This is a genomic window from Microbispora sp. CL1-1 (genome assembly GCF_012034195.1).
Taxonomy (GTDB): Bacteria; Actinomycetota; Actinomycetes; order Streptosporangiales; family Streptosporangiaceae; genus Microbispora.
Genome location: NZ_JAATEK010000013.1, coordinates 11257 through 35354, shown reverse-complemented (window position 1 = coordinate 35354; position 24098 = coordinate 11257). Strand labels below are relative to the sequence as shown.

Below are 24098 nucleotides of genomic sequence, written 5' to 3'. Positions count from 1 at the left end.
GCGCCCCTCACCCGTATGACGCAGGTCATGGCGAGCGGTGCCGGGCAGCAGCCGCGCCCCGCCTCGCCTCGCCGTACGGATATCCCTCACGGGCCGCATGATGCGGGTCATGGCAGGCGGTGCGGAGGCAGCAGCCGTACCCCACCTCTCCTGACAGGCGCCCCCCGCCACTTGGTGCAGGGCGCGGTAGGTGCTGCGCCGACCTCAACAGCCCCTTTGCCCCGCTTGCCTCGCCGGGCGGACGCGCAGCGCATCATGCAGGCCACAGCAGTGGTGCACCGCCAGCAGCAGCGCCCGTTCCCCCCTCACCGACGGGCGGCCGAACTCGTCCGCACACCGCACGCCGTCGAACGCACCTCCGCGTTATCGAACGGACCTGCGCACCGTCGAATACGCATAAGCGTCGTCGAATGCGCCGTTGTCGCCCGATTCCGAGCAGCATCTTCACCGCCTTCGGGGAGGCCCTCAGACGGCCGACACCCCCTTCCCTGGATAACTTGCGGCCCCCAACCGTTCGCTTCGCACGGTTGCCACTCGCTCACGGAGTGTGAGAGAATCCATACATCAGTTCGAATCAATCGAGGCGGGTGTGATGGATCTGTTCGACATCGATCCTGAGCGCCTTCGTCATTCGAACGGCCCTGATGACGGCTGGTGGGACCGTCTGGTCGCCAATTCGCCGCTGTGGTCGTCCGACGGCTCGTCCGCCCGCGAGCCCTTCCCGATCATCAACTTTGCGCCCCGGCAGCCCGCCAACGCGTCCCGCGCCGCAAGCACGGACGCCCCAGGCACCGATACCGGCAGCGCAACTAACGACGGCGCGGATCCCACAAGAGGTGCTGCCGCCGGTACGAATGCCGCTGGCGCGAACGCCGCGCGCTGGACTGCCAACAGCGCGGGATCGGACACAGGTGCCACCCACGGGGCTGCCGATCGTGCGGCTGCCGCCGGTGCGGACGCCGCTGGCGCGGATGGTGCTCGCGCGAACGCCGCGCGTGGGGCCGCCGACAGTGCGGCATTCGCCGGTGCGAATGTGGGTGGCGCGAACGGCGCTAGCGCGAATGCCGCCCGTGAGACTGCCGAGGACGCGGCTCCCGCCGGTGCGAATGGCTCCGGCTCTGGCGCTAGCGCGGATGGCGCTGGCGCGGGCGGCTCTGGCGCGGGCGGCTCTGGCTCGGGTGCGGGCGCAGGTGCGGGTGCTTCCGGCGGTGTGGGTGGGCGTGATCGTGGTCGTGGTCGTGGTCGGGGTGGTGTGCGGTCGTCGTGGGTGGTGGTGGGGTCGGTTCGTGAGGTGGCCCAGGAGCTGGCGCTGACCCCGCTGCCCGACGATGTGGACATGTGCCTGGCCGAGGCGGAGGAGTTGCTGTTCGCCCGGGACCGGATCACCAGCGCCCTGGCCGACCGGGTGGGGCGGGTCCATCGAGCGGGGCAGGCCAGGCAGCATGGGCATGCCTCCACCCGCTGCTGGTTGCGCACCAGCGGGGGGATGACGGTGGGCGGTGCGGGCCGCCTGCTCACCCTGGGCGCGGAACTGCCGCGCCTCCCCGTCGTGCGGGAGAAGTTCGCCACAGGGGAGCTGGCGGCCGGGGTGGTGGAGGCCATCTGCGCCGCTGTGGCCGGACTAACCGACGAGCAGGCCGGCCTGGCGGAGCCGATCCTGGTGGACCTGGCGGGCAAGGCCGGGGCGGCGGAGGTCGCCAAGGCCGGCCGCCATCTGCGGGCGGTGCTGGACCCCGATGGGGAAGAGCGGGATGAGCGGGCCGATTACGGGCGGCGGTTCCTGCGGGTCCGCCCGGGCAAGGGCGGCGGCGTGGAAGGGGAGTTCTACCTGCCGCGTGAGGCCGGCGCCCGGTTGATGGCGTTGTTGCAGGCGTACGCCAAGCTGAGGGCACAGGGGGATGACCGCCCGCTGACGGTGCGCCAGGCCGACGCGCTGATCGCCCTGCTGGAGCAGAAGATCGCCGCCGAACTCCTCGTCGTGGTCAGCGCCGAATCCCTCCCCACCGACCCCACCAACCCCACCGACCCCACCGACGACAACCCACACCCCGCCGACCCGGCCACCGAAGAGACCGACCCGGCCACCGAAGACCCTGCTGACCCTGCCGCCGACGACGAGGTCAGCGACCACTTCTCAGACCTCGGCGACAGCGCCCCCAGCGACTACGTCCCCGACCCCGCCGGAAGCACTGACGAGCCGAGCCAGGCCGACGACACCGCCGACCACGCCGAAGACGCGCGGGACGCCGAGGACTTCGAGGAAGGCCAGGACGACACGGGCGACCCGACGCCCGCTGACGCCGACGACCTCGACACCCCGGAGGAGTTCGCCACTGCCAAGGCCGGGACCGAGGCAGATGCCAGTGCGGGAAGCGATGCCGGTGCGGGAAACGATGCCGCTGCCCCAAGCGCTGCGCACGCCAGTGCCGAAAGCACCGACGACGCTCGCGAGCCCGCACAGACCGGCCTCGGTGACGTGCGCGAAGCCGCGGCCGACCCCGCCACTGATTCCGCCACCGCGCCTGTCACCGGCCCCTCCCCTGGCTCCGGCTCCGGTTACGCCGCGACCCGACTTCTCGATGAGGAGTTTCGCGGCTGTGGAACCGGTGAGCGTAGGGCTCGCGAACGGCGGCCCGGGGAGTGCGACCCGCCGGAGGCGGCGTGGCCGGATCCTCCTCCCGAGGACGCCTCCGCACATCACACCCACGCCGGGCCTCGGCCTGCGGGGGACTACCGGCATGGCCAGAGCACCTACCGGTGCGACAGCGAAGCGCACTGTCCCTACGCGACGCAGGCGCCGGGGACGCCGGGACTGTCGGAAGCGACACCCGTCGGACCTGGACCGGAGCAGAAGACACCACCCGGGAGGGCATCAGGAACAGCACCGGGAGCCGGGCGTCGGACGCTGGGGACGGCGCAAGCAGCGGCGCAGGGGGCGTCATCGGGAGCAGCTCCGGGAGGGGCGGCAGGCACGCTCCCCGGGACGGCGCAGGAGGCTGCGCAGGGAGCGGCTCCGAGTGCGTCGGCGGGCACGATGCCCGGGGCGATCCTGGGGTCGGCGCTGGGAGCGTCGGCAGGCACGCTGCTGGGTGCGTCGTTGGGGATGGCACCGGGGACAGCGCCGGGGTTGCTGCTGGCGACCGGGCAGGTGCTCCCGCTCTCCAGCGTGCACCGCCTCGCCCGCACCAGCACGTTGGTGCGGATCGTCATGAACGCCGAGGGACAGGTGCTGGACATGGGCCGCAAGGTCCGCCTGGCCACCCCCGCCCAACGCCGGGCCATCTACGCCCGGTACGCCACCTGCTGGATCGACGGCTGCCCACTCCCGGCGACCATGTGCCAGATCGACCACGCCGACAACTGGAGCACCGGCGGCCTGACCGACCTGAAGCTCCTCGGCCCGGCCTGCCAGTTCCACAACCGCGACCGCTACCAGCACCCCGACCGCTACACCCGCCGCAAAGAAGGCGAAGACCGCTGGGCCTTCACCTACCACCGGATCGGGAGCAGGCGGCCGCGCGAGTGAGGCGGGGGCACGGAGAGGTGGGCCGACGCGCGGACAGGCCCGGTGACTACGCGAGTAAGGCCGGAGGCACGGGGTGGGCGACGCACGGGCCTGCCCGGGCGACGAACGGACAGGCCCCGGAGGCTGCGGGCGTGAGGCGGGAGCCACAGTGGGCAACGCACAGGGCAGGCCCGGGCGACGCGCGCCGCAGGGCTCGGCGGCTGCGCGTCTGTACGGAGCCGGACTGGTGTGCCGGACCGGGGCCGGCTCGCACTGGGTCGTGCAGGTCAAAGGCCGTGCAGATCAAAGGCCGCGCAGATCAAAGGCCGTGCGGGTCGGAGCGCGTGCAGATCAGCGGGCGTGTGGATCAGAGCCAGTCGCCGTTCTGGGCGACGGCGAGCAGGCGGTTCATGGGCCCGGAGGACCAGGTCTCATCGGCCACCCGGTGGAGGGCGCGGGCCCTGCGCTGGGACGCCAGGCCGGGGAACAGGGCGAGCGAGACCTGACGCGCGGCGTCGGCCACGAGCGGGGCCACCTGCTCCAGCGGGGTGCGGGCGTCGCCGACCAGGGAGATGCCGGCCACGGGCCCCTCGTGACCGCGTACGGCCGCGGCGACACAGGAGATGCCGGGGAAGCGCTCCCCCCGTTCGAAGGCGAGCCCGCGGCGCTGCCGGATGCGGTTGAGCTCCTGATGCAGGGTGCCGATGTCGCCGATCGTCCGGTTGGTGAGGCGGCTGATGTGCCCGTCGATGAGCGCCTCCACCTGCTCGGGTTCCAGCCAGGCGAGCATCGCCTTGCCGAGCGCGGTGAAATGGGCGGGTGCCCGGCCTCCGACGCGGGTCGGCACCGACAGGGCGAAGCGCCCGCCGACCTTGTCCAGGTAGTAGACCTCGGCGCCGTCGAGCACGGCGAGGTGCACGACCATCCCGGTCCTGATCTGCAGGCGGTGCAGCAGCGGCGCGGCCGCCTCGCGGATCTCGCCGTGGCCGCCGTCCCGGCCGCCGAGGCCGAGCGCCCGTTTGCCCAGGCTGTAGCCGGACGACGTGTGGTCCAGCCAGTCGAGCCGTACGAGCTGGTCGAGGATGCGATGAGCGGTCGAGCGCGGGAGGTGGGTGCGACGGGCCACGTCCTCAAGGGTGAGGCGGGTGGAGCGACCGGTGAACGCGTCCATGATCAACGTCATCCGTTCGACCATCGACTGCGGCAGCGGCGCGGGCGTCGCCGCCTCCTCGGCATGGAGAGCGGTCATCACACCTCCCAGAACTGAAATGAATTCTCGATTCGGAATCTAGCAACGCAGCACGCCCCCGGAAAGGGGCGCCAATATGCTGGGCTCCGTCCGGTTGCGGGCGGCGGGACGAGCAGCGGCAGGGACGCAGGGCGTCCACTAGAAGGTTTTCTGCCATGCGTGTCCGGTGATCGACGAGGGCGCGGGAGTCGAGGTCGCCGACGCGTGGGGCAACGGGCGCAATGCGATCCTCGCCGCCGGCCCGGCACCCGCGACGGGCGATAGGCTGCCCGGTGCCGCTCGGCAGGGTGAGGGGATGCCTTGACACAGACGTCTGCCCGATGATCGGGCCCCGATGACCGTCTCCTATCGCATCGACGTTCCCGACGCGTTCGCCGCGTCCTACGGCGGGCGCGGCGCCGAGGAGCGTGCCTGGATCGCGGAGCTTCCCCGCGTGGGGGGCGAGTTCCTGGAACGCTGGCGACTGAGACCCGACGGCGCGGCGGCCCATGGCATGGCCTCCCTGGCCCTGCCCGTGATCCGGGCCGACGGGACACCCGCGGTGCTCAAGCTTCAGCGGCCCCGGGAGGCGACCGCCGGTGTGGCCGCCGGCCTGCGGGCGTGGAACGGCGACGGCGTCGTACGCCTGCTCGACCACGACGAGCGGACCGGCACGCAGTTGCTGGAACGGCTCGACTCGGCCCTGCCCCTGTCGGCGGTGGCCGACGACCTCACGGCCCTGCGGATCCTGGCCGAACTGCTGGCCCGTCTGACCGCGGTGCCCGCGCCCGAGGGGATGCGGGGGCTGGCAGGGGTCGCCGCCGCCATGCTCGACCAGGTCCCGCGTGCCGTACGCGCGCTGCACGACCCGGCCGAGCGGCGGCTGGTGCGCGTCTGCGCGTCCGCCGTGGCCGAGCTGGTGGGCGAGCCCGGCGACCGCCTGCTGCACTGGGACCTCCACTACGACAACATCCTCGCCGGGGAACGGGAGCCGTGGCTCGCCATCGATCCGGAACCGCTGGCCGGCGATCCCGGGTTCGAACTGCTGCCCGCCTTGCGCAACCGCTGGGACGAGGTGGCGGCCACCGGCGATGTCTCCCGCGCGGTGCTGCGCCGCTTCGATCTGCTGACCGAGGTCGTCGGGCTCGACCGTACGCGGGCGGCCGGCTGGACCCTCGGACGCGTGTTGCAGAACGCGCTGTGGGACGTCGATGACGGCAGGACGGCGCTCGACCCCGTGCAGGTCGCCATCACCACGACGCTGCTCCCCCGGTGGGGCTGACGGCTGGGAGCACCACGAGCACCTCGTCGGGGGGAACCGGCCGGTCTCGGCGTGCAACGCGTACCGCGCCGCGAGGCCGGTCAGCGCGGCGGCGGATCCGCTCACGCAGGGACGCCCGCAACGTGACCCGTTCGTGACCTTGATAACCTGCCTGCTCCGATGAGCCATGCGGTAGGCCATTGAACAGATGCGTGGATCGGGGAGCTTGATGGGGGAACGACAGCGGCTGCGTCTCAACGCGCCGCTGGACACGGCCGGGATCGTCCTCGCCGCCGCCTTCTTCTCCCTGTCTCTCACGCCGTCGCTGCTGCCCCGGCCCTGGACGCTGCAGGGGATCATCGCGGGCGTCCTCGCCGCCACCGGCTATCTGGTGGGAGTGCTCGCCGCCGCACTCGTACGCCCGGCCGCGACCCGGCTCCCGGCGCGGTGGCGCGCGGCATGGCAGCGCACGGGAAGGCGGCGGGTCCGGCGGCTGGTCGCGACGTTCGGCTGCGGTCTCGGCGCGGTCTCGCTGGTCTTGGGTGTGCGCGCGCAGCGGGACATCTACGTGCTGATGGGGCTGAAGCCGCCGGAACGGCTCAACTACCTGGGCGTCCCGCTGATCGCGGCGGCCCTGTTCTTAGCCCTGCTGGCCGCCGCCCGGGCGCTGCGGATCGCGGCGCGGGCGCTGGGCCGCCTCCTCGGGCGGCGGTTCCCCACGACGGCCGCGCGGTTCGCCGCCGGTCTCGGGGTGGGCGTGCTGGCCGTCTTGCTGACCGACGGGATCCTCACCGAGGCCCTGCTCAAGGGGGCCGATCACAGCTTCGCCGCGATCAACACCGAGACCGCTCCCGGCATCACCCCGCCGACGGCCGCCACGCTGTCGGGCAGCCCCTCCTCACTGGCCTCCTGGGCGTCCCTGGGTCTGGAGGGCCGCGCCTTCGTCGCGCAGGCGCCGACGGTGGGCGAGCTGAGCCAGTTCACGGGGCGGCCGGCCGTTCCCCCGATCCGGGTCTACGCGGGGCTCGACTCCGCCGCGACCGTACGCCAAAGGGCCGCCCTGGCCGTACGGGAACTGGAGCGCACCGGCGCGTTCGGCCGCAAGGTGCTCTGCGTGATCACGACGACCGGCACCGGCTGGGTGGACCCGCAGGCGGCCGCCGCCCTGGAGTTCATGTACGGCGGAGACACCGCGCTGGTCTCCATGCAGTACTCCTATCTGCCGAGCTGGCTGTCGTTCCTGGTGGACCGCGAGCGGGCCAGGGCGGCCGGGCGCGAGCTGTTCGACCAGGTGTACGCCCGCTGGTCGGCGCTGCCCGCCGGGCACCGGCCCAAGCTGCTGGTCTTCGGGGAGAGCCTGGGGGCGTTCGGCGCGGAGTCGGCGTTCGACGGCGACCGGGACCTGCGTGAGCGCACCGACGGCGCGCTGCTCGTCGGTCCGCCGGACAGCAGCGCGCTGTGGCGGCGGCTCGTCGACGACCGGGACCCGGGCAGCGGGGAGACGCTGCCCGTCTACCGGAACGGCGAGACCGTGCGCTTCGCCAACCGTCCCTCCGACCTGGACGCGCCCGCGTCGCCCTGGAACGCGCCGCGGGTGGTCTACCTGCAGCATCCCTCCGACCCGATCGTGTGGTGGACGCCCCGGCTCATCCTCGCCCGGCCCGACTGGCTGGAGGAGCGGCGCGGCGACGACGTGCTGCCCTGGATGCGGTGGTATCCGTTCGTGACGTTCTGGCAGATCACGGCAGACCTGGTCTTCTCCCTCGACGCGCCGCCGGGGCACGGCCACGACTACGACGGCGAGGTGATCGCGGCGTGGGCGCGGATCGCCCCGCCGGACGGGTGGGACGACGCGCGGACCACGGCCCTGACCACGCTGCTCGCGAAGCGTACGGCAGGCTCGGACGCCGGATGAGCCTCCCCGGGCGGCGCGGTGGATATCGCAGTGAGTATCGCGGTGGGCATCACAGCGAGTCGAGCCAGCCGATCAGCCGGGCGCCCTCGCGCGTCATGATCTCGGGGTCGCGCAGGGCGTTGGCCAGCAGCGACATGCCCTGATAGCCGGCCACCAGGGTCAGGGCGAGGCCGTCGGGCTCGGGCAGGCCGAGCTCGCGGAACTGCTGCTCGACCCAGTCGAGCAGCAGCCGGATGACCCTGCCCGCCTCCGCGTCCAGGCCGCCCTCGTCGCGTTTGTCCAGCTCGGCGGCGAGCGTGCCGGTCGGGCATCCGTAGCGGGCCGCGACGTCACGCTGGCCGACCCAGGTCTCCACGAGGCCCTTGAGCCGCTCCCGGGGGTCCGGCAGCCGCTCCAGCCGTTCGGTGAGATCCCGCAGGTGGCGGGCGTGCTCGTCCAGCGCCGCGGCGACGAGCTCGTCCTTGGTCTTGAAGTAGTAGTACACGTTGCCGACCGGGACGTCGGCGGCGCGGGCGATGTCGGCGATGGTCGTGCGCTCGGCGCCCTGCCGGTGCACGACCTCGGCGGCGGCGGCCGTCAGCCGCCGCCGCTTGGCGCTCGCGGCCCGCACCCGGGCGTTCGTCGAGTCAGTCACCCGACTCACTATAGGGCGGGTCCCCAATGGGCCGGGCTGTAGGGCGGGTCACCAGTTGGCCGGCAGCCCCGGAGTGGTGGGCGGCAGGGGGCGGTTCTTCGGGTGGATGACGTACACGATCCCGCCGCTGCCGGTGCTGCGGAGCCAGACGTTCTCGAAGTTGGCCCGGGGGTAGACGTGGCGCACCGCGTCGTTGTCCGGCGATGCGGGGTCGTTGGCGATCACGTCGCCGTCGGCCGTGAAGCCGATGATGACCATGAGGTGGCCGTTGGTGCTGTATCCGGCGCCGGGCAGTTCCTCGGCCTTGAACGACTGCGAGGTGACGACCGGGATGCCGGCCCGGATCAGCCGCTCCATCTCGGTCAGCGAGCGGAGCCGGGTGACGAACCCCTCAAGCCCATATCGCCCGGCGTAGGCGGCGTTGAACGGCCAGTTGCCCGCTCCCTCGTACGCGTAGTCGTAGGTGTATCTGGCGGCGTAGTCGACCTCGGGGTCGGGGTCGGCGGGGTCCACCCAGGAGGTGTCCTGCTCGCTGGGCCACTTGCCCCAGTAGCCGAGGACCATGGTGGTCGAGGTCGGGCTGCACCATGCCTCTCCCCCGCCGTCCCACTCGGGGTAGTGGCCCTCGTGGACGTTCTGCGAGCGGCGGGGCACCGGCAGCTCGACGCCCCAGGCCGTGCCGCCGGGACTGACCGGCACGGTCGCCCGGTCGGGCACCGCGGAGGCCATCGCGCCGAGCGTGCGCACGACCGGCTTCACGGCCGAGCCGGGCGTGCGGTAGAGGGTGACGCGCAGCTGGTAGGAGGTGATCGCCTTGCCCGCCGCGGCCACGAACGTGTCGACCGAGACGGTGCCGTCGGCGTCCCGCTGCCCGGACAGCGACGTGCGGCGGATGTCCTCGTCGCCGTACGCCCAGCGGCCGAGCACGTACCACTTCGTCTGCCCGGCGGCGTGGCGGCCGCGCATCTCGACCTGCAGCCAGCTTCCGGCGGGCACGTCGGCGTTCCAGGAGGCCACCAGCTCGGTGGCGGCGAAGCCGATGGGCCGCTCGGGGCCGGTCCACCGGGCGTACTCCCAGGTCTTGGTGCCGAGCGCGTCGGTGTAGGAGGTCGTGCCCACGGGGGCGGCGAACGACAGGGTGTCGCCCGCCTTCACGCCCTCACGCAGGCCGGGGCCGAAGTGGGCCCGCTGATAGACGACGTCGACGGCGGACTTCGGCGGGGGCTTGGCCGCGGCCTCGGCGGCCGTGGAGGTGACGGTGAGAGCGGAGGTCGTCAGGAGGGCGGACAGGAACACGGGCAGGAACGCAGGCAGAAACGCGGTCGGCACGCGCATGCTTCACCTCGGGGTCTCGTCGGCGCCCTCGACGCTAGAGACCCCGGCCCGCCCGGCGCATCGGCAGGAATACGTATCCGCACCCGCGCTTTCGCGCGGACGCGCGCCTGGGCGGAACGCGGTCCACAGTTCAGCGGGAACGGGTCCGAGAATTCCCTTCGATCTCTCACGTCACAGGCGTTTCGCCGCTTTGCTGATATTTTGCGAACTTTCGCCTTACCTGCCCGAATATTCATGGCACGCTGATTCGCATGTTCGCCCCAAAGTTCTCCCTTGGTGTCGCCATGGTCGCCTTTGCCCTGGCCACCGGGGTGGCATCACCGGCTCTCGCCGCTCCCACCCCGGCCTCCCCCCGCCTGACGCAGCACGTTTTCACGGACGCGCCGGCCGTGCACGGGCGGGCCGTCTATCTGTGGGACGCCACGACCGGGCAGGACCTGCTGGACAAGAACGCCGGCAAGCGCATGCCGGTCGCGAGCCTCACCAAGATCATGACAGCGTACGTCGTGCTGCGGGACGCCAAGCTCGACGACAAGGTCACGATCAAGCGTGAGGACCTTCAGTACGCCTGGGACAACGACGGCTCGACGGCCGACCTGGAGGCCGGCGACACCCTGCCGGTCAGCGAGCTGCTGTACGCCCTGCTGCTCCCCTCGGGCGCGGACGCGGCGCACGCCCTGGCCCGCGTGTACGGCCCCGGCGTGCCCGGTTTCGTGAACAAGATGAACGCCGCCGCACGCCAGCTCGGCTTGAAGGACACCCTGTACGTGAACGCCGACGGGCTCCCGACGTCCCACGGCGACGGCTACTCCACGGCGCGCGACCAGGCCAGGCTCGCGGCGATCGCGCTGAAGAACCCGGTGTTCAAGAAGGTCACCTCGACCAGCGAGCACTCGACCGACGACGGCCGGTACGACTGGTCCAACACCAACCACATGCTCGGCCTGCCGGGCGCGATCGGCGTGAAGACCGGCTCCACGGACGCCGCCGGGTTCTGCCTGGCGTTCGCCGCCGACCGGAACGGCCACCGGCTGATCGGGATCATCCTCGGCGAGAACGTGGCCAACCGCCGCTGGGACACCGCCGAGACGCTGCTCGACTGGGCGACCGACAACCTGACCTCCCAGCCCTCCGCATAGAGCCCTCCACCTAGAACAGGGCGCGGGCGCGCAATACCCCGGCGGGCCAGAAAACAGGGTCTTTCCGTATCGGTCAAACCCAGTTAAGTTCCCGATCAGTGCCCATCGGGGGGTGGGCCACTGAGACCGTTCGGACCGTCATTGGACCCGAAGGAGAGCCCAATGCGCGCCTCGCTCGGCATGCGGGCCGCCGTCGCCATCGCGACGTCCGCCCTCGTGCTTCCCCTGCTGCCGGCCGCGCCGGCGAACGCCGATCCCGACCCCGGGAAGATCGCGCAGACCGTGGTCGCGTCGGCGGTGAAGAAGCACCTGCGCAAGCTGCAGGACATCGCGAACGCCAACGGCGGCACGCGCGCCGCCGGCACCCCCGGTTTCGCGGCCTCCCGCGACTACGTCGCCGGAGTGCTGAAGAAGGCCGGATACACGGTGAAACTGCAGGCGTTCGAGTTCCCGTTCTTCAAGGAGAACTCCACCGCGCTCCTGCAGCGGACCGCGCCCTCCCCCAAGACGTACGCGCCCACCCCGCCGGACGGCAGCAGCGTCGGCGAGTTCGCCACGATGACCTACTCCGGCTCGGGAGACGTCACGGGCGCCGTCGCCGACGTCGACCTCATGCTGCCTCCCGGACCCGAGGCCAACGCGTCGACCTCCGGGTGCGAGACGAGCGACTTCGCCGGCTTCCCCGCGGGCGCGGTCGCGCTGGTCCAGCGCGGCACCTGCACCTTCCAGGTGAAGGCGGAGAACGCGCAGGCCGCGGGCGCCTCCGCGGTGATCATCATGAACGAGGGCCAGCCCGGGCGCACCGACACCCTGCAGGGCACGCTGGGCGAGCCCACCGTGCACATCCCCGTCGTGGGCGTGAGCTTCGCCGTCGGCCAGGAGCTGTCGGCCGCCGGCACCACGGTGCGCGTGACGACCGACACCACCAGCGAGATCCGTACGACCCACAACGTCATCGCCGACTCCCGGTGGGGCGACGCGAACAGGGTGGTGCAGCTCGGGGCGCACCTCGACAGCGTGCTCGCCGGGCCCGGCATCAACGACAACGGCTCGGGCAGCGCCGCGATCCTGGAGGTCGCCACGGTGCTGGGCAAGATCCCGACCCGCAACAAGCTGCGCTTCTCCTTCTGGAGCGCCGAGGAGCTGGGCCTGCTCGGTGCCGAGCACTACGTCGCGAGCCTGTCCCCGGCCGACCTGGCGAAGATCAAGCTGTACCTGAACTTCGACATGGTCGGCTCCCCGAACTACGCGCTGAAGATCTACGACGGTGACGACTCCGACGCCACCGGCGCGGGTCCCGGGCCGGAGGGCTCCGCCGAGATCGAGAAGCTCTTCGAGAAGTACTTCGACGCCCTCCACCAGCGCCATAACGGCACCGACTTCGACGGACGGTCGGACTACGGGCCCTTCATCGCGGCCGGGATCCCGTCCGGCGGGACGTTCACCGGCGCCGAGGGCGTCAAGACGGCCGAGGAGCAGGCGATGTTCGGCGGCACCGCCGGCCAGGCGTACGACCCCTGCTATCACCAGGCCTGCGACACCATCGCCAACATCAGCGACAAGGCGCTCGCGCTGAACACCGGCGCGATCGCCACCGCCGCGGCCGTCTACGCCTTCAGCCGCGACCTGCCCGGCCCGGACAACCGCACCACCGCCGCCGCCGCGCGCACCACTGCGGCCACCAGTGCGGCCACCAGTGCGGCCACCGCCGCGGCCACCACAGCCGCCGCGGGCGGCACCGCCGCGACGCGATGAACCACGCGGGCCCCGCCGGACGACGTCCGGCGGGGCCCGTTTCACGCCGGGTGTCAGCTCGCGAAGTTCACGTCGCTGCAGAAGAAGAACGTCTGGTCCAGGTGCGAGGCCTGCCAGATCGTGCAGACCACGGCCCGGCCGCTGCGGCCCGAGGCGCTGAGATCGACCGGGTAACAGTCGGCGGGGGCGTACATCCCGGTCTTGGTGAGCAGCTGCAGGTCGTTCCAGCCCACCGCCCGCCGGGTCGGGGCGAAGCCCGGCTTGGTGACATAGACCATCAGGTAGCCGGCGCCGTGATGGGCCTGGTCCCACAGTTTGATCGTGAAGTCGTTCCGCGGTGCCCTTTCGAGCGCGACTCAACCGGGGTCGGGCGAGGCCTGCTGGCCCTGCTCCGACTTCGCCAGGAACGGCGAGCGGCCGAGGATCACGATGCCCACCACGAGCGCCACCAGACCGCCGACCTCCCCGGCGAGGGCCGGGGGATCGACGCGCAGGCGCTCGCCGAACATCGCGACGCCCAGGACGATGCCGACGATCGGCTCGGTCGCCGTGGTGGCGGGCAGCGAGACCCGCAGCGGCGCGGCGTCGAACGCGCTCTGGTTGAGCAGGATGCCGGTCACGGCGATCACGGGCAGCAGGTAGGGCTCCCAGGAGGTGAACAGCGCCGCCGGTCCTTCCGCGAGCGTCAGCAGGGACCCGCGGGTCAGCGCGTCCTGGAGGCCGTACAGCGCCCCCGCGGCGGCGGCGAGCAGCATCGCCTTGGTCTGCAGGGGCGCCCGCAGCGCCACGGCGACCATGCCCGCGGCCACGCCCGCCACGACCAGCACGGCGATCCACACCATGGAGCCCGACGCCGATATCCCGCCGCCCTGGGGGCGGCCGGCCAGGAGGAAGGCGGCCACGCCACCGCTGACCAGCACCGCGCCCAGCCACTCCGCCGCGCCCAGGCGCTCCTGGTAGAACAGGGCCGCCGCGGCGAGGGCGAAGATGAGGTTGGTCGCCAGAAGCGGCTCCACTGAGGCCACGTCGGCACGTTGCAGGGCCAGTGCGCCGAGGACCTGCCCGCCGACCATCGCGCCGATCCCCGCCAGCCACACCGGTTTGCGCGCCAGGTCGAACAGCAGGCGCACGTGCAGCATCTCGCCCAGCGGCTCGGTGTAGGCGACGTGCTGCTGCGCGACCCAGCCAAGGCCGAGGAGGGCCGCGGCCGCCAGGCCGAGAAGCACCGTGACGATCACGTCGGTCACTCCCCTCGGCGGCGGTGGCGGTCATGTATCCGCCCATCCCCCGCCACAGCGGCCTCATGTCCGGTGATATGGTTTTGGTCAATCGTCCAAATCATTCGTCCAAGGCGAGCGTTCAAGGCAATCGTTCAAGGCAATCGTTCAAGGCGAGCGCCCAGGGGGGGAGCACGGAGAGATGGCGGAGGCATCCGCGGACCGGGGCAGGACCACGCGGCAACGGCTGCTCGGCGCGGCCGCGGCCCTGATCGCCGAGGCCGGCTGGGGCGCGGTCAGCACGCGAATGGTGGCCGAGCGTGCCGGGGTCGCCCCCGGGGTGGTGCACTACCACTTCGCGTCGCTGCCCGATCTGCTGATCGCGGCCTCGACCGGGGTCGCGCGCATGATGCTGGAGGAGCTCACCGCGCGGCTGGCGGAGCAGCCCGATCCCGAGACCGGCGTCGAGTGGCTGCTGGGCGAGCTGTCCCGTTACACGGGCACCGATCCCGCCTCGCTGCTGCTCGTCGAGATGTACCTGGCCGCCGCCCGGCTGCCCGAGCTGCGCGACCGGCTGCACGAGATCGTCGCCGACTCCCGCACGCAGATCGCCTCCTGGCTGCGGGATCGCGGCCACGCCGATGACGCCGACGCCGTCGCCGCGGTCCTGGTCGCGGCGGTGGACGGCCTCATGCTGCACCGCGGGCTCGACCCCGATCTCGATTTCACCGCTCTGGCCGGGCCGCTGCGGGCGCTGGTGCGTACGGATCGAACGGATCGAACGGATCGACACGAGGAGGGCAGCGGGACATGAAAGCGATCGTCTGCGGCGCCGGGATAGCGGGCACGGCCCTGGCCTGGCACCTGGAGCGCGACGGCTGGGGCGTCGAACTGGTCGAGCGCGCCCCGGTGTTCCGCGAGGGCGGATACATGATCGACTTCTATGGCCCGGGGCTGGAGGCGGCCGAGCGGATGGGGCTGCGCCCCGGGCTGGAGGAGGTCCGTCACCCCGTCAACGAGATCGGTTACGTCGACGGCTCCGGACGGGAGACCAGCCGTCTCGTCGTCAAGGCCGGTTTCGCCGAGGTGGTCAGCCTGCTGCGGGGCGACCTCGCCCGCGTGCTCGCCGAGCAGGTGCGCGCGCCGGTGCGGTACGGCACGACGGTCGCGGCCGTCCGGCAGGACGACAGCGGCGTCGAGGTCGAGCTGACCGACGGCACCCGGCGCGAGGCGGACCTGCTGGTCGGCGCCGACGGCGTGCACTCGCGGGTCAGGGAGCTGGTCTTCGGCCCCGAGGAGCGTTTCATCCGCTATCTCGGCCACCACGTCGCCGCGTACGTGGTCGAGGACGAGGACCTCAGCCGGCTCGTCGGCCCGCGCTACCGGATGCTGACCGTGCCGCATCTGATGGCCGGCGCCTACGCGGTGGGCGAGGACCGGCTCGCCCTGCTGTTCCTGCGCCACGAGCCCGACCCCGCCGTTCCCGCCGATCCGGCCGCCTCGCTGTGCGAGCACTTCGGGCATCTCGGCTGGATCATGCCCGAGGTCCTCGGCAGGTGCCCGCAGCCACCGGAGCTGTACTACGACCAGGTCACCCAGGTCGAGGCGCCGCAGTGGAGCAGCGGCCGGGTGGTCCTGCTCGGCGACGCCTGCCAGGCGGTCTCTCTGTTCGCCGGGCACGGCGCGTCGCTCGCGGTGGCCGCGGCGTGGGTGCTCGCCGGCGAGCTGCGCGCGGCCTCCTCCGGTGACCTGTCCCCCGCGCTCGATCGGTACGCGGCGCGCATGCGGCCGGTCGTCACCGACGTCCAGGCGTTCGGCCGCCGCTTCCTCCCCTGGATGGCGCCACCGAGCCGCCTGCGCATCACGGCCCGCGACTGGATGCTCCGGCTGGCCTCCCTTCCCGGGGCAGACCGGCTCTTCATGAACTCCTTCACCCCCGGCGGGCACCGCCTGATCACATGACGCACCGGACGGCATCACGCGGCGTGACGCACTGGTAACGGAGTTTTATTCCGGATGCCGTGGTCCGGTAATCCGGGCGGACTGAAGTAGCCGTCATGGAATCGGCGGCAGAGCCCAGCACACCGGCCGGCACACCGCGGATCGCCGGTGCCCACTATCCGGTCGCGGTCGTCGGCGGCGGCCAGGCCGGGCTGTCGATCAGCCACTGCCTGGGCCGGCGCGGCATCGAGCATGTCGTCATCGAGGCGCGGCGGATCGGCCACGAGTGGCGTGAGCGCCGCTGGGACTCCTTCTGCCTGGTCACCCCCAACTGGCAGTGCGACCTGCCGGGCTTCCCCTATCGCGGGCCCGACCCGGACGGTTTCATGGTCCGGGAGGAGATCGTCCGCTATCTGGAGGACTACGCCGCCTCCTTCGGTCCCCCGCTCGCCGAGGGCGTGCGCGTCACACGATTACGCAGGGCCGCGAGCGGGACGTTCGAGCTCGCGACCACCGCCGGGGATCTGACCGCCGACCAGGTCGTGGTGGCCACCGGCCCCTACCACGCGCCCGCCGTACCCCGCCTGGCCGAGCGGCTGCCCGCGGAGATCACGCAGGTCCACTCCTCGCGGTATCGCCGTCCCGGACAACTTCCCGAGGGCGCGGTGCTCGTGATCGGCACCGGGCAGTCGGGCTGCCAGATCGCCGAAGACCTGCATCTGGCCGGGCGGCGGGTCCACCTCGCCGTCGGGAGCGCGCCCCGGGTCGCCCGCTTCTACCGGGGCCGGGACTGCGTGGCGTGGCTGCACGACATGGGCCACTACGCCAGGACCATCGACGAGTTCGACGACGCGGACGCCGTACGCCTGCGGGCCAACCACTACGTCACCGGACGCGACGGCGGGCGCGACATCGACCTGCGGGCCTTCGCCCGCGACGGCATGCGCCTGTACGGCCGGCTGACCGGCGTCACCGGCACCACGCTGGAGTTCGCGGACGACCTCAAGGACAACCTCGACAGGGCCGACGCGGTGGCCGAGGGGATCAAGGACGCCATCGACGCGTACATCGCCGATCGCGGCATCGACGCCCCCGCCGAGCCCCGCTACGTGCCCGTGTGGGAACCGGGCGAGCCGGTACGCGCCCTCGACCCGGCGGCGGCCGGGATCACCTCGGTCGTCTGGGCGACCGGGTTCACCCGCGACCACCGCTGGATCGAGATCCCCGCCTTCGACGGCCGGGGCTATCCGATGCACTGGCGCGGCGTGACGAGCTGTCCCGGGCTGTACTTCCTCGGTCTGCCCTGGCAGCACACCTGGGGCTCCGGCCGGTTCGAGGCGGTGGGCCGGGACGCCGAGTTCCTGGCCGGTCACATCGAGGCGTCGCGGCGGCTCGCCGACGTCTGCGGCGCGCTGACCGGCGCGCCCGCCGAGCTCTCCCCCGCGCTTCCGGTCGGGTGAGAAGCCGATGACCTCCGACATGATCTGCGACGCGCACCGGCACATCGGCGTGCTGCCCGCCCATCCCTTCTACGGCGGCCCCGCGGTGAACCCCGACGTGACCGCGCGGGCCACGGTCAAGCAGCTGATCGCCGACCTCGACGCGGAGGGCACGGAGCGCGCGCTGGTGCTGCCCAACTACGGCGTGCCCGACCCGGCGGTCGCCTTCGCGCTCAACGACCTCGTCCTGGAGGCGGCGCAGGCCGACGACCGGATCCGCGCGGGGCTGTGGGTCTCGCCGCTGCCGCGCGACGAGGAACGCACCACCCGCGCCCTCGCCCTGGCGGGCGAGCGGGGCGTCCGGGCGCTGAAGCTCAGCTTCCTGCTCGGCGGACGGCCGGCCGACCCCGCCTGCCGTCCGGGGCTCGACCGGATCTTCGCCGCCGCCGAACGCCACGGGCTGGTGGTGCACGTGCACACCTCGCCCGGCGCCGCCTCGGACGTCGACGAGGTCGGACACCTGGTCGAGTGGTACGCCGACCGCGTCCCGGTGCACCTCGTGCACTTCGGCGGCGGGATGAGCGGCCACATCAAGCTGGCCGGCTCGCGGTTCTTCGACTGGATCGCGGCCGGCAAACGCGTCTACACCGATCTGTCCTGGGCCATCGGCTTCGCGCCGTACTGGCTGGCCGGGGAGATCGAGCGGCGCGGCATCGGGCACGACCGCGTGCTGTTCGCCAGTGACCAGCCGTGGGGCGACTTCGCGGGCGAGCACGCCCGGATGCGCGCCGCGGCCGGGGACGGCGAGCTGGGCGCGCTCGTCTTCCGCGGCACCTTCGCCTCCCTTTACACCTGACCCCGCTCACCTACGCAAGGAGAAGCACATGACCGTCGACATGACCGACCTGGAGAAGAAGAGCATCGAGGAGATCCCCCACCCGTCCCTGCCCGAGGGCTCCACCATCTACGGCACGACCAAGGTCTTCCCCGACTACAAGGCCGAGAACGGCGAGTCGTACTTCACGCTCGTCCACGGCATCGCGCACGAGTCGTCGGTCAGCTTCGTGGCCGTGCTGCAGGCCACCCGGGCGCTGCGCAAGGGCTTCGAGACCGCCATCTACTTCTACGGCCCGGGCTCGCTGAACTGCCTGGCCACCCGCGGCTTCCCGACGACCGGCAACTCGGCGTTCCCTGGCGAGCACAACATCAACAACCAGCTCAAGACGTTCATCGCCGAGGGCGGGAAGGTCTACTGCTGCCGGTTCGGCCTGTCGCTGCACGGCGCCCGTGAGGAGGACCTCATCGAGGGCGTGATCCCCACCCACCCGCTCGACGTGCAGGACGCGCTGATCCACTACGCCCGCAAGGGCGCCATCATCAACTCCACCTACCAGCTGTAGTGCCGTGACCGTCGATCTGCGGATCATGACCCGCGCCGAGCTGGCCCTGCGCGGCGTGGCCTTCGACACGCCCGTACGCCGGCCGGACGGCGCGGGGCCCAGCGGCGACGGCCACGTCCTGGTCGACGGCGTGGGCGCGGCGCTGCCCATCGATCCCGGCAGCCCCTACACGGTGCGCGACGGCATGGTCTGGCTCGGCGACCAGGACACCGGGGTCTCCCTGGTGCCCGTGCGGCGGCCGAGGTTCTACGACCTGACCACCGCGGACGGCGTGCCGTACGAGAAGATCGCCCGGCTGCACGGCGCGGACGTGCTCGCCACGACCGTCGTGCAGACGTGCATCAGGTATGGCGAGGCCGACCGGTGCCGCTTCTGCACGATCGAGGAGTCGCTGCGGTCGGGCGCCACGGTCGCCGCGAAGACGCCCGCCCAGCTCGCCGAGGTGGCGGAGGCGGCGGTGCGGCTCGACGGCGTACGCCAGATGGTGATGACCACGGGCACGACCACCGGGCCCGATCGCGGCGCGCGCACGCTGGCGCGGTGCGTGCGGGCCGTGCTGGACGCCGTGCCGCGCCTGCCGATCCAGGTGCAGTGCGAGCCGCCGGGCGACCTGGCCTGGATCGGCGCGCTGCGCGAGGCCGGGGCCACCGCGATCGGCATCCACGTGGAGTCGCTGGACGAGGAGGTGCGGCGGCGCTGGATGCCGGGCAAGTCGTCGGTGCCGCTCGCCGAATACGAGGCCGCCTGGGACGAGGCGGTCCGGGTGTTCGGGCGCAACCGCGTCTCGACGTACCTGCTGGTGGGGCTGGGTGAGGACCCCGACGAGCTGATCGCGGGCGCGGGCCGTCTCATCCAGCGGGGTGTCTACCCCTTCGTGGTCCCGTTCCGCCCGATGCGGGGCACGCTCGCGGCCCGTGACGGGATCGGCGCCCCCGATGCCGGCCTGCTGACGTACGTCACCGAGGGTGTGGCGGCGCTGCTGCGCGCGGCCGGCATGCGCGGCGCGGACCAGGGGGCGGGCTGCGCCGCGTGCGGGGCGTGCGGCGTGCTGAGCGCGGCGGGCGGGTGAGGCGACGATGCTCCTCGACGGCGACACCCAGGCGCCTGCACGGGAAGAGGCGCAGGACATCCTCGCGTTGCTCGGCGACCGCAGCACGCTGGCCCGGCGGCCGCCCATCCGGATCGAGCAGGCCGACGCCGCCGCCGTCCGGGCCTACCGGCGGCTGCGGCACGAGGCGTTCGTCCGGGAGCAGGGGTTGTTCGAAGGGCACGACCTCGACGACAGGGACGACGATCCCCGCACGATCACGCTGGTGGCCAGGGACGCGGCGGGCACGGTGGTCGGCGGCGTTCGGCTCGGACCGGCCTGCGACGGCCCCGACATCGGCTGGTGGACGGGCGGGCGGCTGGTCGCGGCGCGTGGATCTGGCGGCATGGGGGTGGGCGCGGCGCTGGTGCGGGCCGCCTGCGCCCGCGCCGAGGCGGAGGGCGTGCTGCGGTTCGAGGCGACCGTGCAGGTCAGGGCCGAGGCGTTCTTCCGCCGCCTCGGCTGGGCCCGGGTGCGGCCGGTGACGGTCGCGGGTGCGCCGCACGTGCTGATGCGCCACCCGATCGGCCGGATCGAGGGACAGGCGGCAGCGGCCAAGTCGGCGCTCGGGCCGCTGCTCGCCGTCCTCGCCGGGCAGGGCCCGCACGCCCTGGGCGGCCCGGGTTTCGTCGGCGACGACGCTGCGCCGGTGCCCGGGGGCGACCTGGTCGCCGCCTGCGACGCCATCGTGCCGTCCATGGTCGAACGCGACCCGGAATGGGCAGGCTGGTGCTCGGTCCTGGTCAACCTCAACGATCTGGCCGCGATGGGCGCCGCCCCGGTGGGGCTGCTCGACGCGCTCGCCGCCCCCGGCGCCGCGCACGCCGCCCGGGTGCTGGACGGCCTGGCGCGGGCCGCCCGCGCGTACGGGGTGCCGGTGCTCGGCGGGCACACGCAGCTCGGGGTGCCGGCCGCGCTGTCGGTGACGGCCCTCGGCCGCGCCGCGCGTCCCGTGCCGGGCGGCGGCGGACGCCCCGGCCACGCCGTGCGCCTCACGGCCGACCTCGGCGGCGGCTGGCGCGCCGGATATCGGGGCCGCCAATGGGACTCGACCACCTCCCGGCGTACGGACGAGCTGCGGGCGATGCTCGGCGCGGTCGCGGCCGGCCGCCCCGCCGCCGCCAAGGACGTGTCGATGGCCGGGATCGCCGGCACGCTCGGCATGCTGGCCGAGGCGGGCGGCTGCGCGGCCGTGCTGGACGTGGCCGCGGTGCCGCGCCCGGCGGCCGCCTCCATGGGCGACTGGCTCACCTGCTTCCCCGGCTTCGCGATGCTCACGGCGGACGAGCCGGGCGCGTCCGCGCCCCCGGCGGGACCGGCCGTCTCGGCGGTGTGCGGAGAGTTGACCACCGGCCGCGGCGTCTCGCTGCGCTGGCCCGACGGAGAGGTCACGGAGGCCGTCGGCGGCCCGGTGACCGGATTGGGGACCGCGTGAGCGCCCTGCGCATGGCGGCGGTGTCCGCCGCGTTCGGCCGCGACCTCGGCGAGGACGTCGCGATCGTCGAACGCCTCGTCAAGGAGGCCCGCAACGAGGACGTACGGCTCCTCGCGCTGCCCGAGGCGTGCCTCGGCGGCTACCTGCTCAGCCTGGACGGCGACGCCGCCGACGCCGGGCCGCCCCCGCTCGCCGTGGACGGCCCGGAGATCCGGCGGCTGGCCGCGCTGGCCGGTGACATGGTCGTGATCGCGGGCTACTGCGAGGACGGCGGCGACGCCCGCTACAACAGCGTGGTGTGCGTCAGCGGCGACGGCGTGCTGGGCAACCACCGCAAGGTGCACCAGCCGCTCGGCGAGAACGCCAGCTACGCCTCGGGCGACGGCTTCCATGCCTTCGACACGCCCGTCGGCAGGATCGGCATGATGATCTGCTACGACAAGGCGTTCCCGGAGGCCGCCCGCGCGCTGGCCCTCGGCGGCGCGCAGATCGGGGTGTGCGTGTCGGCCTGGCCGGGCTCGCGGACGAACGCGGCGCCCGATCTGGAACGCGACCGCTGGAAGCGGCGCTTCGACCTGTTCGACCGGGCGCGGGCGCTGGAGAACCAGATCGTGTGGCTGTCGGCCAACCAGGCCGGGACGTTCGGGTCGCTGCGCTTCGTCGGCAGCGCCAAGGTCGTGGACCCCGGCGGCGAGATCGTCTCGGCCACGGGCGTCGGGCCGGGCATGGCCGTCGCCGAGATCGACGTGCCGCGGGCGCTGGAGACCGCGCGCCGGTCGATGGGCCATCTGCGCGACCGCCGGCCGGAGGCATACGGGACGGCATACGGGACGGCGAACGGCACGGCGAACGGCACGGCGAACGGGACGGCGGGGCTCGCGGGGTGAGCGTTCTGCGGATCGCCGCGGCGGCCGCCCACTTCGGCCGCGACCTCGCCTTCGACCTGGCCCGCATCGCCAAGCTGATCGGCGACGCCCGAGCCGCGGGCGCCCGGCTGCTCGTGCTGCCCGACGCCGCGCTCGGCGGCTACCTCGCCGACCTGCGCAGGCCGGACCCCGAGGCGCTGCCGCCCGCGCTGAAGCCGGACGACCCGGCGATCGCGCGGGTGGCGGCGCTGGCCGCCGAGATGGTGGTGTGCGTCGGCTTCTGCGAGGACGGCGGCGACGTCCGCTACAACGCGGCGGTGTGCGTCAGCGGCGACGGTGTGCTCGGCCTGCACCGCAAGGTGCACCTGCCCGCGGGCGAGACCGCGGCCTACGCCCCGGGCGAGCGGTTCGACGCCTTCGACACCCCGGCCGGGCGGATCGGCATGCTGATCGACTACGACAAGACCTTCCCCGAGTCGGCCCGCAGCCTCGCGCTCGACGGCGCGCAGATCCTGGCCTGCCTGTCGGCCTGGCCCGCCAGCGTCACCAACCGCGCGCCCCGGATGGCCCAGGACCGGCAGTCGCGGCTGTTCGACCTGTACGACCAGGCGCGCGCCGCCGAGAACCAGGTCGTGCTCGCCTCCTCCAACCAGACGGGGGTGATGGGCGGCATGCGGTTCCTCGGCCAGGCCAAGGTCGTCGGGCCGGGCGGCGACGTGCTCGCCCGCACCTGGTCGAAGGCCGGGCTGGCGGTGGCCGAGCTCGACGTCGCCGCCGAGATCGACCGCGCCCGGCGGATCCTCCATCACCTGCACGAGCGCAGGCCGGGCGTCTACCGGGAGGTGCGTGCGTGAGAATCGCCCTGCTCAGCTACTCGACCCGGCCACGCGGCGGGGTCGTGCACACCCTCGCCCTCGCCGAGGCGCTCGCGGCGGCGGGACAGCACGTGACGGTGTGGACGCTCGGCCGGGGCGGCGACTCCGGCTTCTTCCGCCCGGTCGATCCCGCCGTCCGGCTGCGCGTCGTGCCGTTCCCCGACATCCCCGGGGAGGGCGTCGGGCCGCGGGTGCTGCGGTCGATCGCGGTGCTGCGCGGGGCGTTCGCCGCGGAGGCGGCCTCCTATGACGTCGTGCACGCCCAGGACTGCATCAGCGCCAACGCGGCGGGCCACTGCGTGCGGACGGTTCACCACGTGGACCACTTCACCACCACGGAGCTGGCCGTCTGTCACGAGCGCGCCATCGTCACGCCGTACGCGCACGTCTGCGTGTCGGAGGCGGTGGCGGCCGAGCTCAAGGCCGGGTGGGACATCGCGGCGACGGTGATCCCCAACGGCGTGGCGTACGAGCGCTTCGCGTCCGCCGACCCGGCGGCCGTCGCGCGGTGGCGCGGGTGGCTGGGCGCCTACGTGCTGACGGTCGGCGGCATCGAGCCGCGCAAGGGCTCGCTCGACCTGCTGGAGGCGTACGCGCTGCTGCGGGACGCGCGCCCGGACATCCGGCTGGTGATCGCCGGAGGCGAGACGCTCTTCGACTACCGCGACTACCGGGCGCGGTGGGATGCGCGGGCGGCGGAGCTGGGCGTCGAGCCGCTGGTGCTCGGCCCGGTCCCCGACGCGGAACTGCCGCCGCTCGTTGCGGGCGCCGCCGCCTTCGCCTTCCCGTCGGTGAAGGAGGGCTTCGGCCTCGCCGCGATGGAGGCCCTGGCGGCGGGCGTCCCGCTGGTGATGCGCGACCTGCCGGTCCTGCGTGAGGTCTTCGGCTGCGCCGCGCGCTTCGCCGTCACGCCCGCCGGGCTCGCCGACGAGCTCGCCGACGCCCTCGCCTCCCCCGATCCCCGCAGGCGTACGGCGGGGCGGGAGCTGGCCGCCCGGCACACCTGGCAGGCCGCCGCCGAACGGCACATCGCGCTGTACGAGTCGCTCGCGTCTTAGGCTCGGAT

At 73.0% G+C, this 24098-nt stretch carries 20 protein-coding genes and 1 pseudogene; 16 read left to right on the top strand and 5 right to left on the bottom strand.

All coding sequences use genetic code 11. The features are described from left to right. The first annotated feature begins 1106 nt into the window (after positions 1–1106). Both HCK04_RS17545 and HCK04_RS17540 read left to right on the top strand, forming a co-directional pair. On the top strand, positions 1107–1313 hold the full coding sequence (locus HCK04_RS17545; protein ID WP_142648422.1) for a hypothetical protein: 207 nt from the start codon (positions 1107–1109) through the stop codon (positions 1311–1313). Beyond that, the gene (locus HCK04_RS17540) at positions 1292–3526 is read left to right on the top strand and encodes a DUF222 domain-containing protein (RefSeq protein WP_142648421.1); all 2235 of its coding nucleotides are present in this window, start codon (positions 1292–1294) and stop codon (positions 3524–3526) included. The genes HCK04_RS17545 and HCK04_RS17540 overlap by 22 nt, the downstream gene beginning before the upstream one ends. 346 nt (positions 3527–3872) lie before the next feature. Here the strand turns inward: HCK04_RS17540 and HCK04_RS17535 are convergent, their stop codons facing one another. Continuing rightward, positions 3873–4754, bottom strand: a complete 882-nt coding sequence (locus HCK04_RS17535; RefSeq protein WP_142648420.1) for an IclR family transcriptional regulator — start codon at positions 4752–4754, stop codon at positions 3873–3875. Positions 4755–5088: 334 nt separating this feature from the next. Here HCK04_RS17535 and HCK04_RS17530 point away from each other — a divergent pair, with 334 nt between their 5' ends. Continuing rightward, on the top strand, positions 5089–6015 hold the full coding sequence (locus HCK04_RS17530) for an aminoglycoside phosphotransferase family protein (RefSeq protein ID WP_142648419.1): 927 nt from the start codon (positions 5089–5091) through the stop codon (positions 6013–6015). 208 nt (positions 6016–6223) lie between these two features. Further along, a complete protein-coding gene (locus HCK04_RS17525; protein WP_142648418.1) occupies positions 6224–7909 on the top strand; it encodes an alpha/beta hydrolase in 1686 nt (561 codons plus the stop codon). Positions 7910–7958: 49 nt separating this feature from the next. On the opposite strand, the gene HCK04_RS17520 is transcribed toward HCK04_RS17525, so the two are convergent. Then, the gene (locus tag HCK04_RS17520; RefSeq protein ID WP_142648417.1) at positions 7959–8543 is read right to left on the bottom strand and encodes a TetR/AcrR family transcriptional regulator; all 585 of its coding nucleotides are present in this window, start codon (positions 8541–8543) and stop codon (positions 7959–7961) included. 48 nt (positions 8544–8591) lie between these two features. Next, positions 8592–9878 carry a C39 family peptidase gene (locus tag HCK04_RS17515; RefSeq protein ID WP_142648416.1) on the bottom strand — a complete coding sequence of 429 codons (1287 nt, stop codon included), beginning with the start codon at positions 9876–9878 and terminating at the stop codon, positions 8592–8594. Positions 9879–10129: 251 nt separating this feature from the next. On the opposite strand from HCK04_RS17515, the gene HCK04_RS17510 reads away from it, so the two are divergent. Continuing rightward, the gene (locus HCK04_RS17510; RefSeq protein WP_142648415.1) at positions 10130–11017 is read left to right on the top strand and encodes a D-alanyl-D-alanine carboxypeptidase family protein; all 888 of its coding nucleotides are present in this window, start codon (positions 10130–10132) and stop codon (positions 11015–11017) included. 162 nt (positions 11018–11179) lie between these two features. After that, positions 11180–12772 (top strand): M28 family metallopeptidase, encoded by a 1593-nt coding sequence (locus HCK04_RS17505; protein ID WP_142648414.1) that lies wholly within the window; start codon positions 11180–11182, stop codon positions 12770–12772. A gap of 53 nt (positions 12773–12825) precedes the next feature. Here HCK04_RS17505 and HCK04_RS17500 read toward each other — a convergent pair. After that, positions 12826–13095: pseudogene (locus HCK04_RS17500) on the bottom strand (lytic polysaccharide monooxygenase); the annotation flags it as partial. A 33-nt stretch (positions 13096–13128) separates the two neighbouring features. Further along, the gene (locus HCK04_RS17495) at positions 13129–14010 is read right to left on the bottom strand and encodes a DMT family transporter (protein ID WP_205830385.1); all 882 of its coding nucleotides are present in this window, start codon (positions 14008–14010) and stop codon (positions 13129–13131) included. A gap of 181 nt (positions 14011–14191) precedes the next feature. On the opposite strand from HCK04_RS17495, the gene HCK04_RS17490 reads away from it, so the two are divergent. From HCK04_RS17490 to HCK04_RS17445, 10 genes are all read left to right on the top strand, one after another. Further along, a complete protein-coding gene (locus HCK04_RS17490; protein ID WP_142648412.1) occupies positions 14192–14803 on the top strand; it encodes a TetR/AcrR family transcriptional regulator in 612 nt (203 codons plus the stop codon). After that, on the top strand, positions 14800–15951 hold the full coding sequence (locus HCK04_RS17485) for an FAD-dependent monooxygenase (protein ID WP_142648411.1): 1152 nt from the start codon (positions 14800–14802) through the stop codon (positions 15949–15951). The genes HCK04_RS17490 and HCK04_RS17485 overlap by 4 nt, the downstream gene beginning before the upstream one ends. A gap of 95 nt (positions 15952–16046) precedes the next feature. Beyond that, complete coding sequence (locus HCK04_RS17480) at positions 16047–17390, top strand: MSMEG_0569 family flavin-dependent oxidoreductase (protein WP_142648410.1); 1344 nt, start codon at positions 16047–16049, stop codon at positions 17388–17390. A gap of 7 nt (positions 17391–17397) precedes the next feature. Beyond that, a complete protein-coding gene (locus tag HCK04_RS17475) occupies positions 17398–18225 on the top strand; it encodes an amidohydrolase family protein (RefSeq protein ID WP_205830384.1) in 828 nt (275 codons plus the stop codon). Positions 18226–18253: 28 nt separating this feature from the next. After that, positions 18254–18769, top strand: coding sequence for an MSMEG_0572/Sll0783 family nitrogen starvation response protein (locus tag HCK04_RS17470; protein ID WP_142648409.1), 516 nt, complete (start codon positions 18254–18256; stop codon positions 18767–18769). Positions 18770–18773: 4 nt separating this feature from the next. Next, positions 18774–19838: an MSMEG_0568 family radical SAM protein gene (locus HCK04_RS17465; protein WP_205830383.1), complete on the top strand. Its 1065-nt coding sequence runs from the start codon at positions 18774–18776 to the stop codon at positions 19836–19838. 7 nt (positions 19839–19845) lie between these two features. Further along, positions 19846–21291, top strand: a complete 1446-nt coding sequence (locus tag HCK04_RS17460) for an MSMEG_0567/sll0787 family protein (protein ID WP_142648408.1) — start codon at positions 19846–19848, stop codon at positions 21289–21291. After that, entirely contained in the window at positions 21288–22178 is an 891-nt protein-coding gene (locus HCK04_RS17455) for a carbon-nitrogen hydrolase family protein (protein ID WP_142648407.1), read from the top strand. Before HCK04_RS17460 ends, HCK04_RS17455 begins: the two co-directional genes overlap by 4 nt. Next, positions 22175–23011, top strand: coding sequence for a carbon-nitrogen hydrolase family protein (locus tag HCK04_RS17450; RefSeq protein ID WP_142648406.1), 837 nt, complete (start codon positions 22175–22177; stop codon positions 23009–23011). Before HCK04_RS17455 ends, HCK04_RS17450 begins: the two co-directional genes overlap by 4 nt. Then, the gene (locus tag HCK04_RS17445; protein WP_142648405.1) at positions 23008–24090 is read left to right on the top strand and encodes an MSMEG_0565 family glycosyltransferase; all 1083 of its coding nucleotides are present in this window, start codon (positions 23008–23010) and stop codon (positions 24088–24090) included. Before HCK04_RS17450 ends, HCK04_RS17445 begins: the two co-directional genes overlap by 4 nt. Positions 24091–24098 lie beyond the last annotated feature (8 nt).

Excerpts from the sequence above, each read along its gene's own strand:
- HCK04_RS17545 (WP_142648422.1), top strand. The coding sequence starts at position 1,107 with ATGGCTCCGGCTCTGGCGCTAGCGCGGATGGCGCTGGCGCGGGCGGCT.
- HCK04_RS17535 (WP_142648420.1), bottom strand. The coding sequence starts at position 4,754 with ATGACCGCTCTCCATGCCGAGGAGGCGGCGACGCCCGCGCCGCTGCCG.
- HCK04_RS17530 (WP_142648419.1), top strand. The coding sequence starts at position 5,089 with ATGACCGTCTCCTATCGCATCGACGTTCCCGACGCGTTCGCCGCGTCC.
- HCK04_RS17525 (WP_142648418.1), top strand. The coding sequence starts at position 6,224 with ATGGGGGAACGACAGCGGCTGCGTCTCAACGCGCCGCTGGACACGGCC.
- HCK04_RS17515 (WP_142648416.1), bottom strand. The coding sequence starts at position 9,878 with ATGCGCGTGCCGACCGCGTTTCTGCCTGCGTTCCTGCCCGTGTTCCTG.
- HCK04_RS17510 (WP_142648415.1), top strand. The coding sequence starts at position 10,130 with ATGTTCGCCCCAAAGTTCTCCCTTGGTGTCGCCATGGTCGCCTTTGCC.
- HCK04_RS17505 (WP_142648414.1), top strand. The coding sequence starts at position 11,180 with ATGCGCGCCTCGCTCGGCATGCGGGCCGCCGTCGCCATCGCGACGTCC.
- HCK04_RS17490 (WP_142648412.1), top strand. The coding sequence starts at position 14,192 with ATGGCGGAGGCATCCGCGGACCGGGGCAGGACCACGCGGCAACGGCTG.
- HCK04_RS17485 (WP_142648411.1), top strand. The coding sequence starts at position 14,800 with ATGAAAGCGATCGTCTGCGGCGCCGGGATAGCGGGCACGGCCCTGGCC.
- HCK04_RS17480 (WP_142648410.1), top strand. The coding sequence starts at position 16,047 with ATGGAATCGGCGGCAGAGCCCAGCACACCGGCCGGCACACCGCGGATC.
- HCK04_RS17475 (WP_205830384.1), top strand. The coding sequence starts at position 17,398 with ATGACCTCCGACATGATCTGCGACGCGCACCGGCACATCGGCGTGCTG.
- HCK04_RS17470 (WP_142648409.1), top strand. The coding sequence starts at position 18,254 with ATGACCGTCGACATGACCGACCTGGAGAAGAAGAGCATCGAGGAGATC.
- HCK04_RS17460 (WP_142648408.1), top strand. The coding sequence starts at position 19,846 with ATGCTCCTCGACGGCGACACCCAGGCGCCTGCACGGGAAGAGGCGCAG.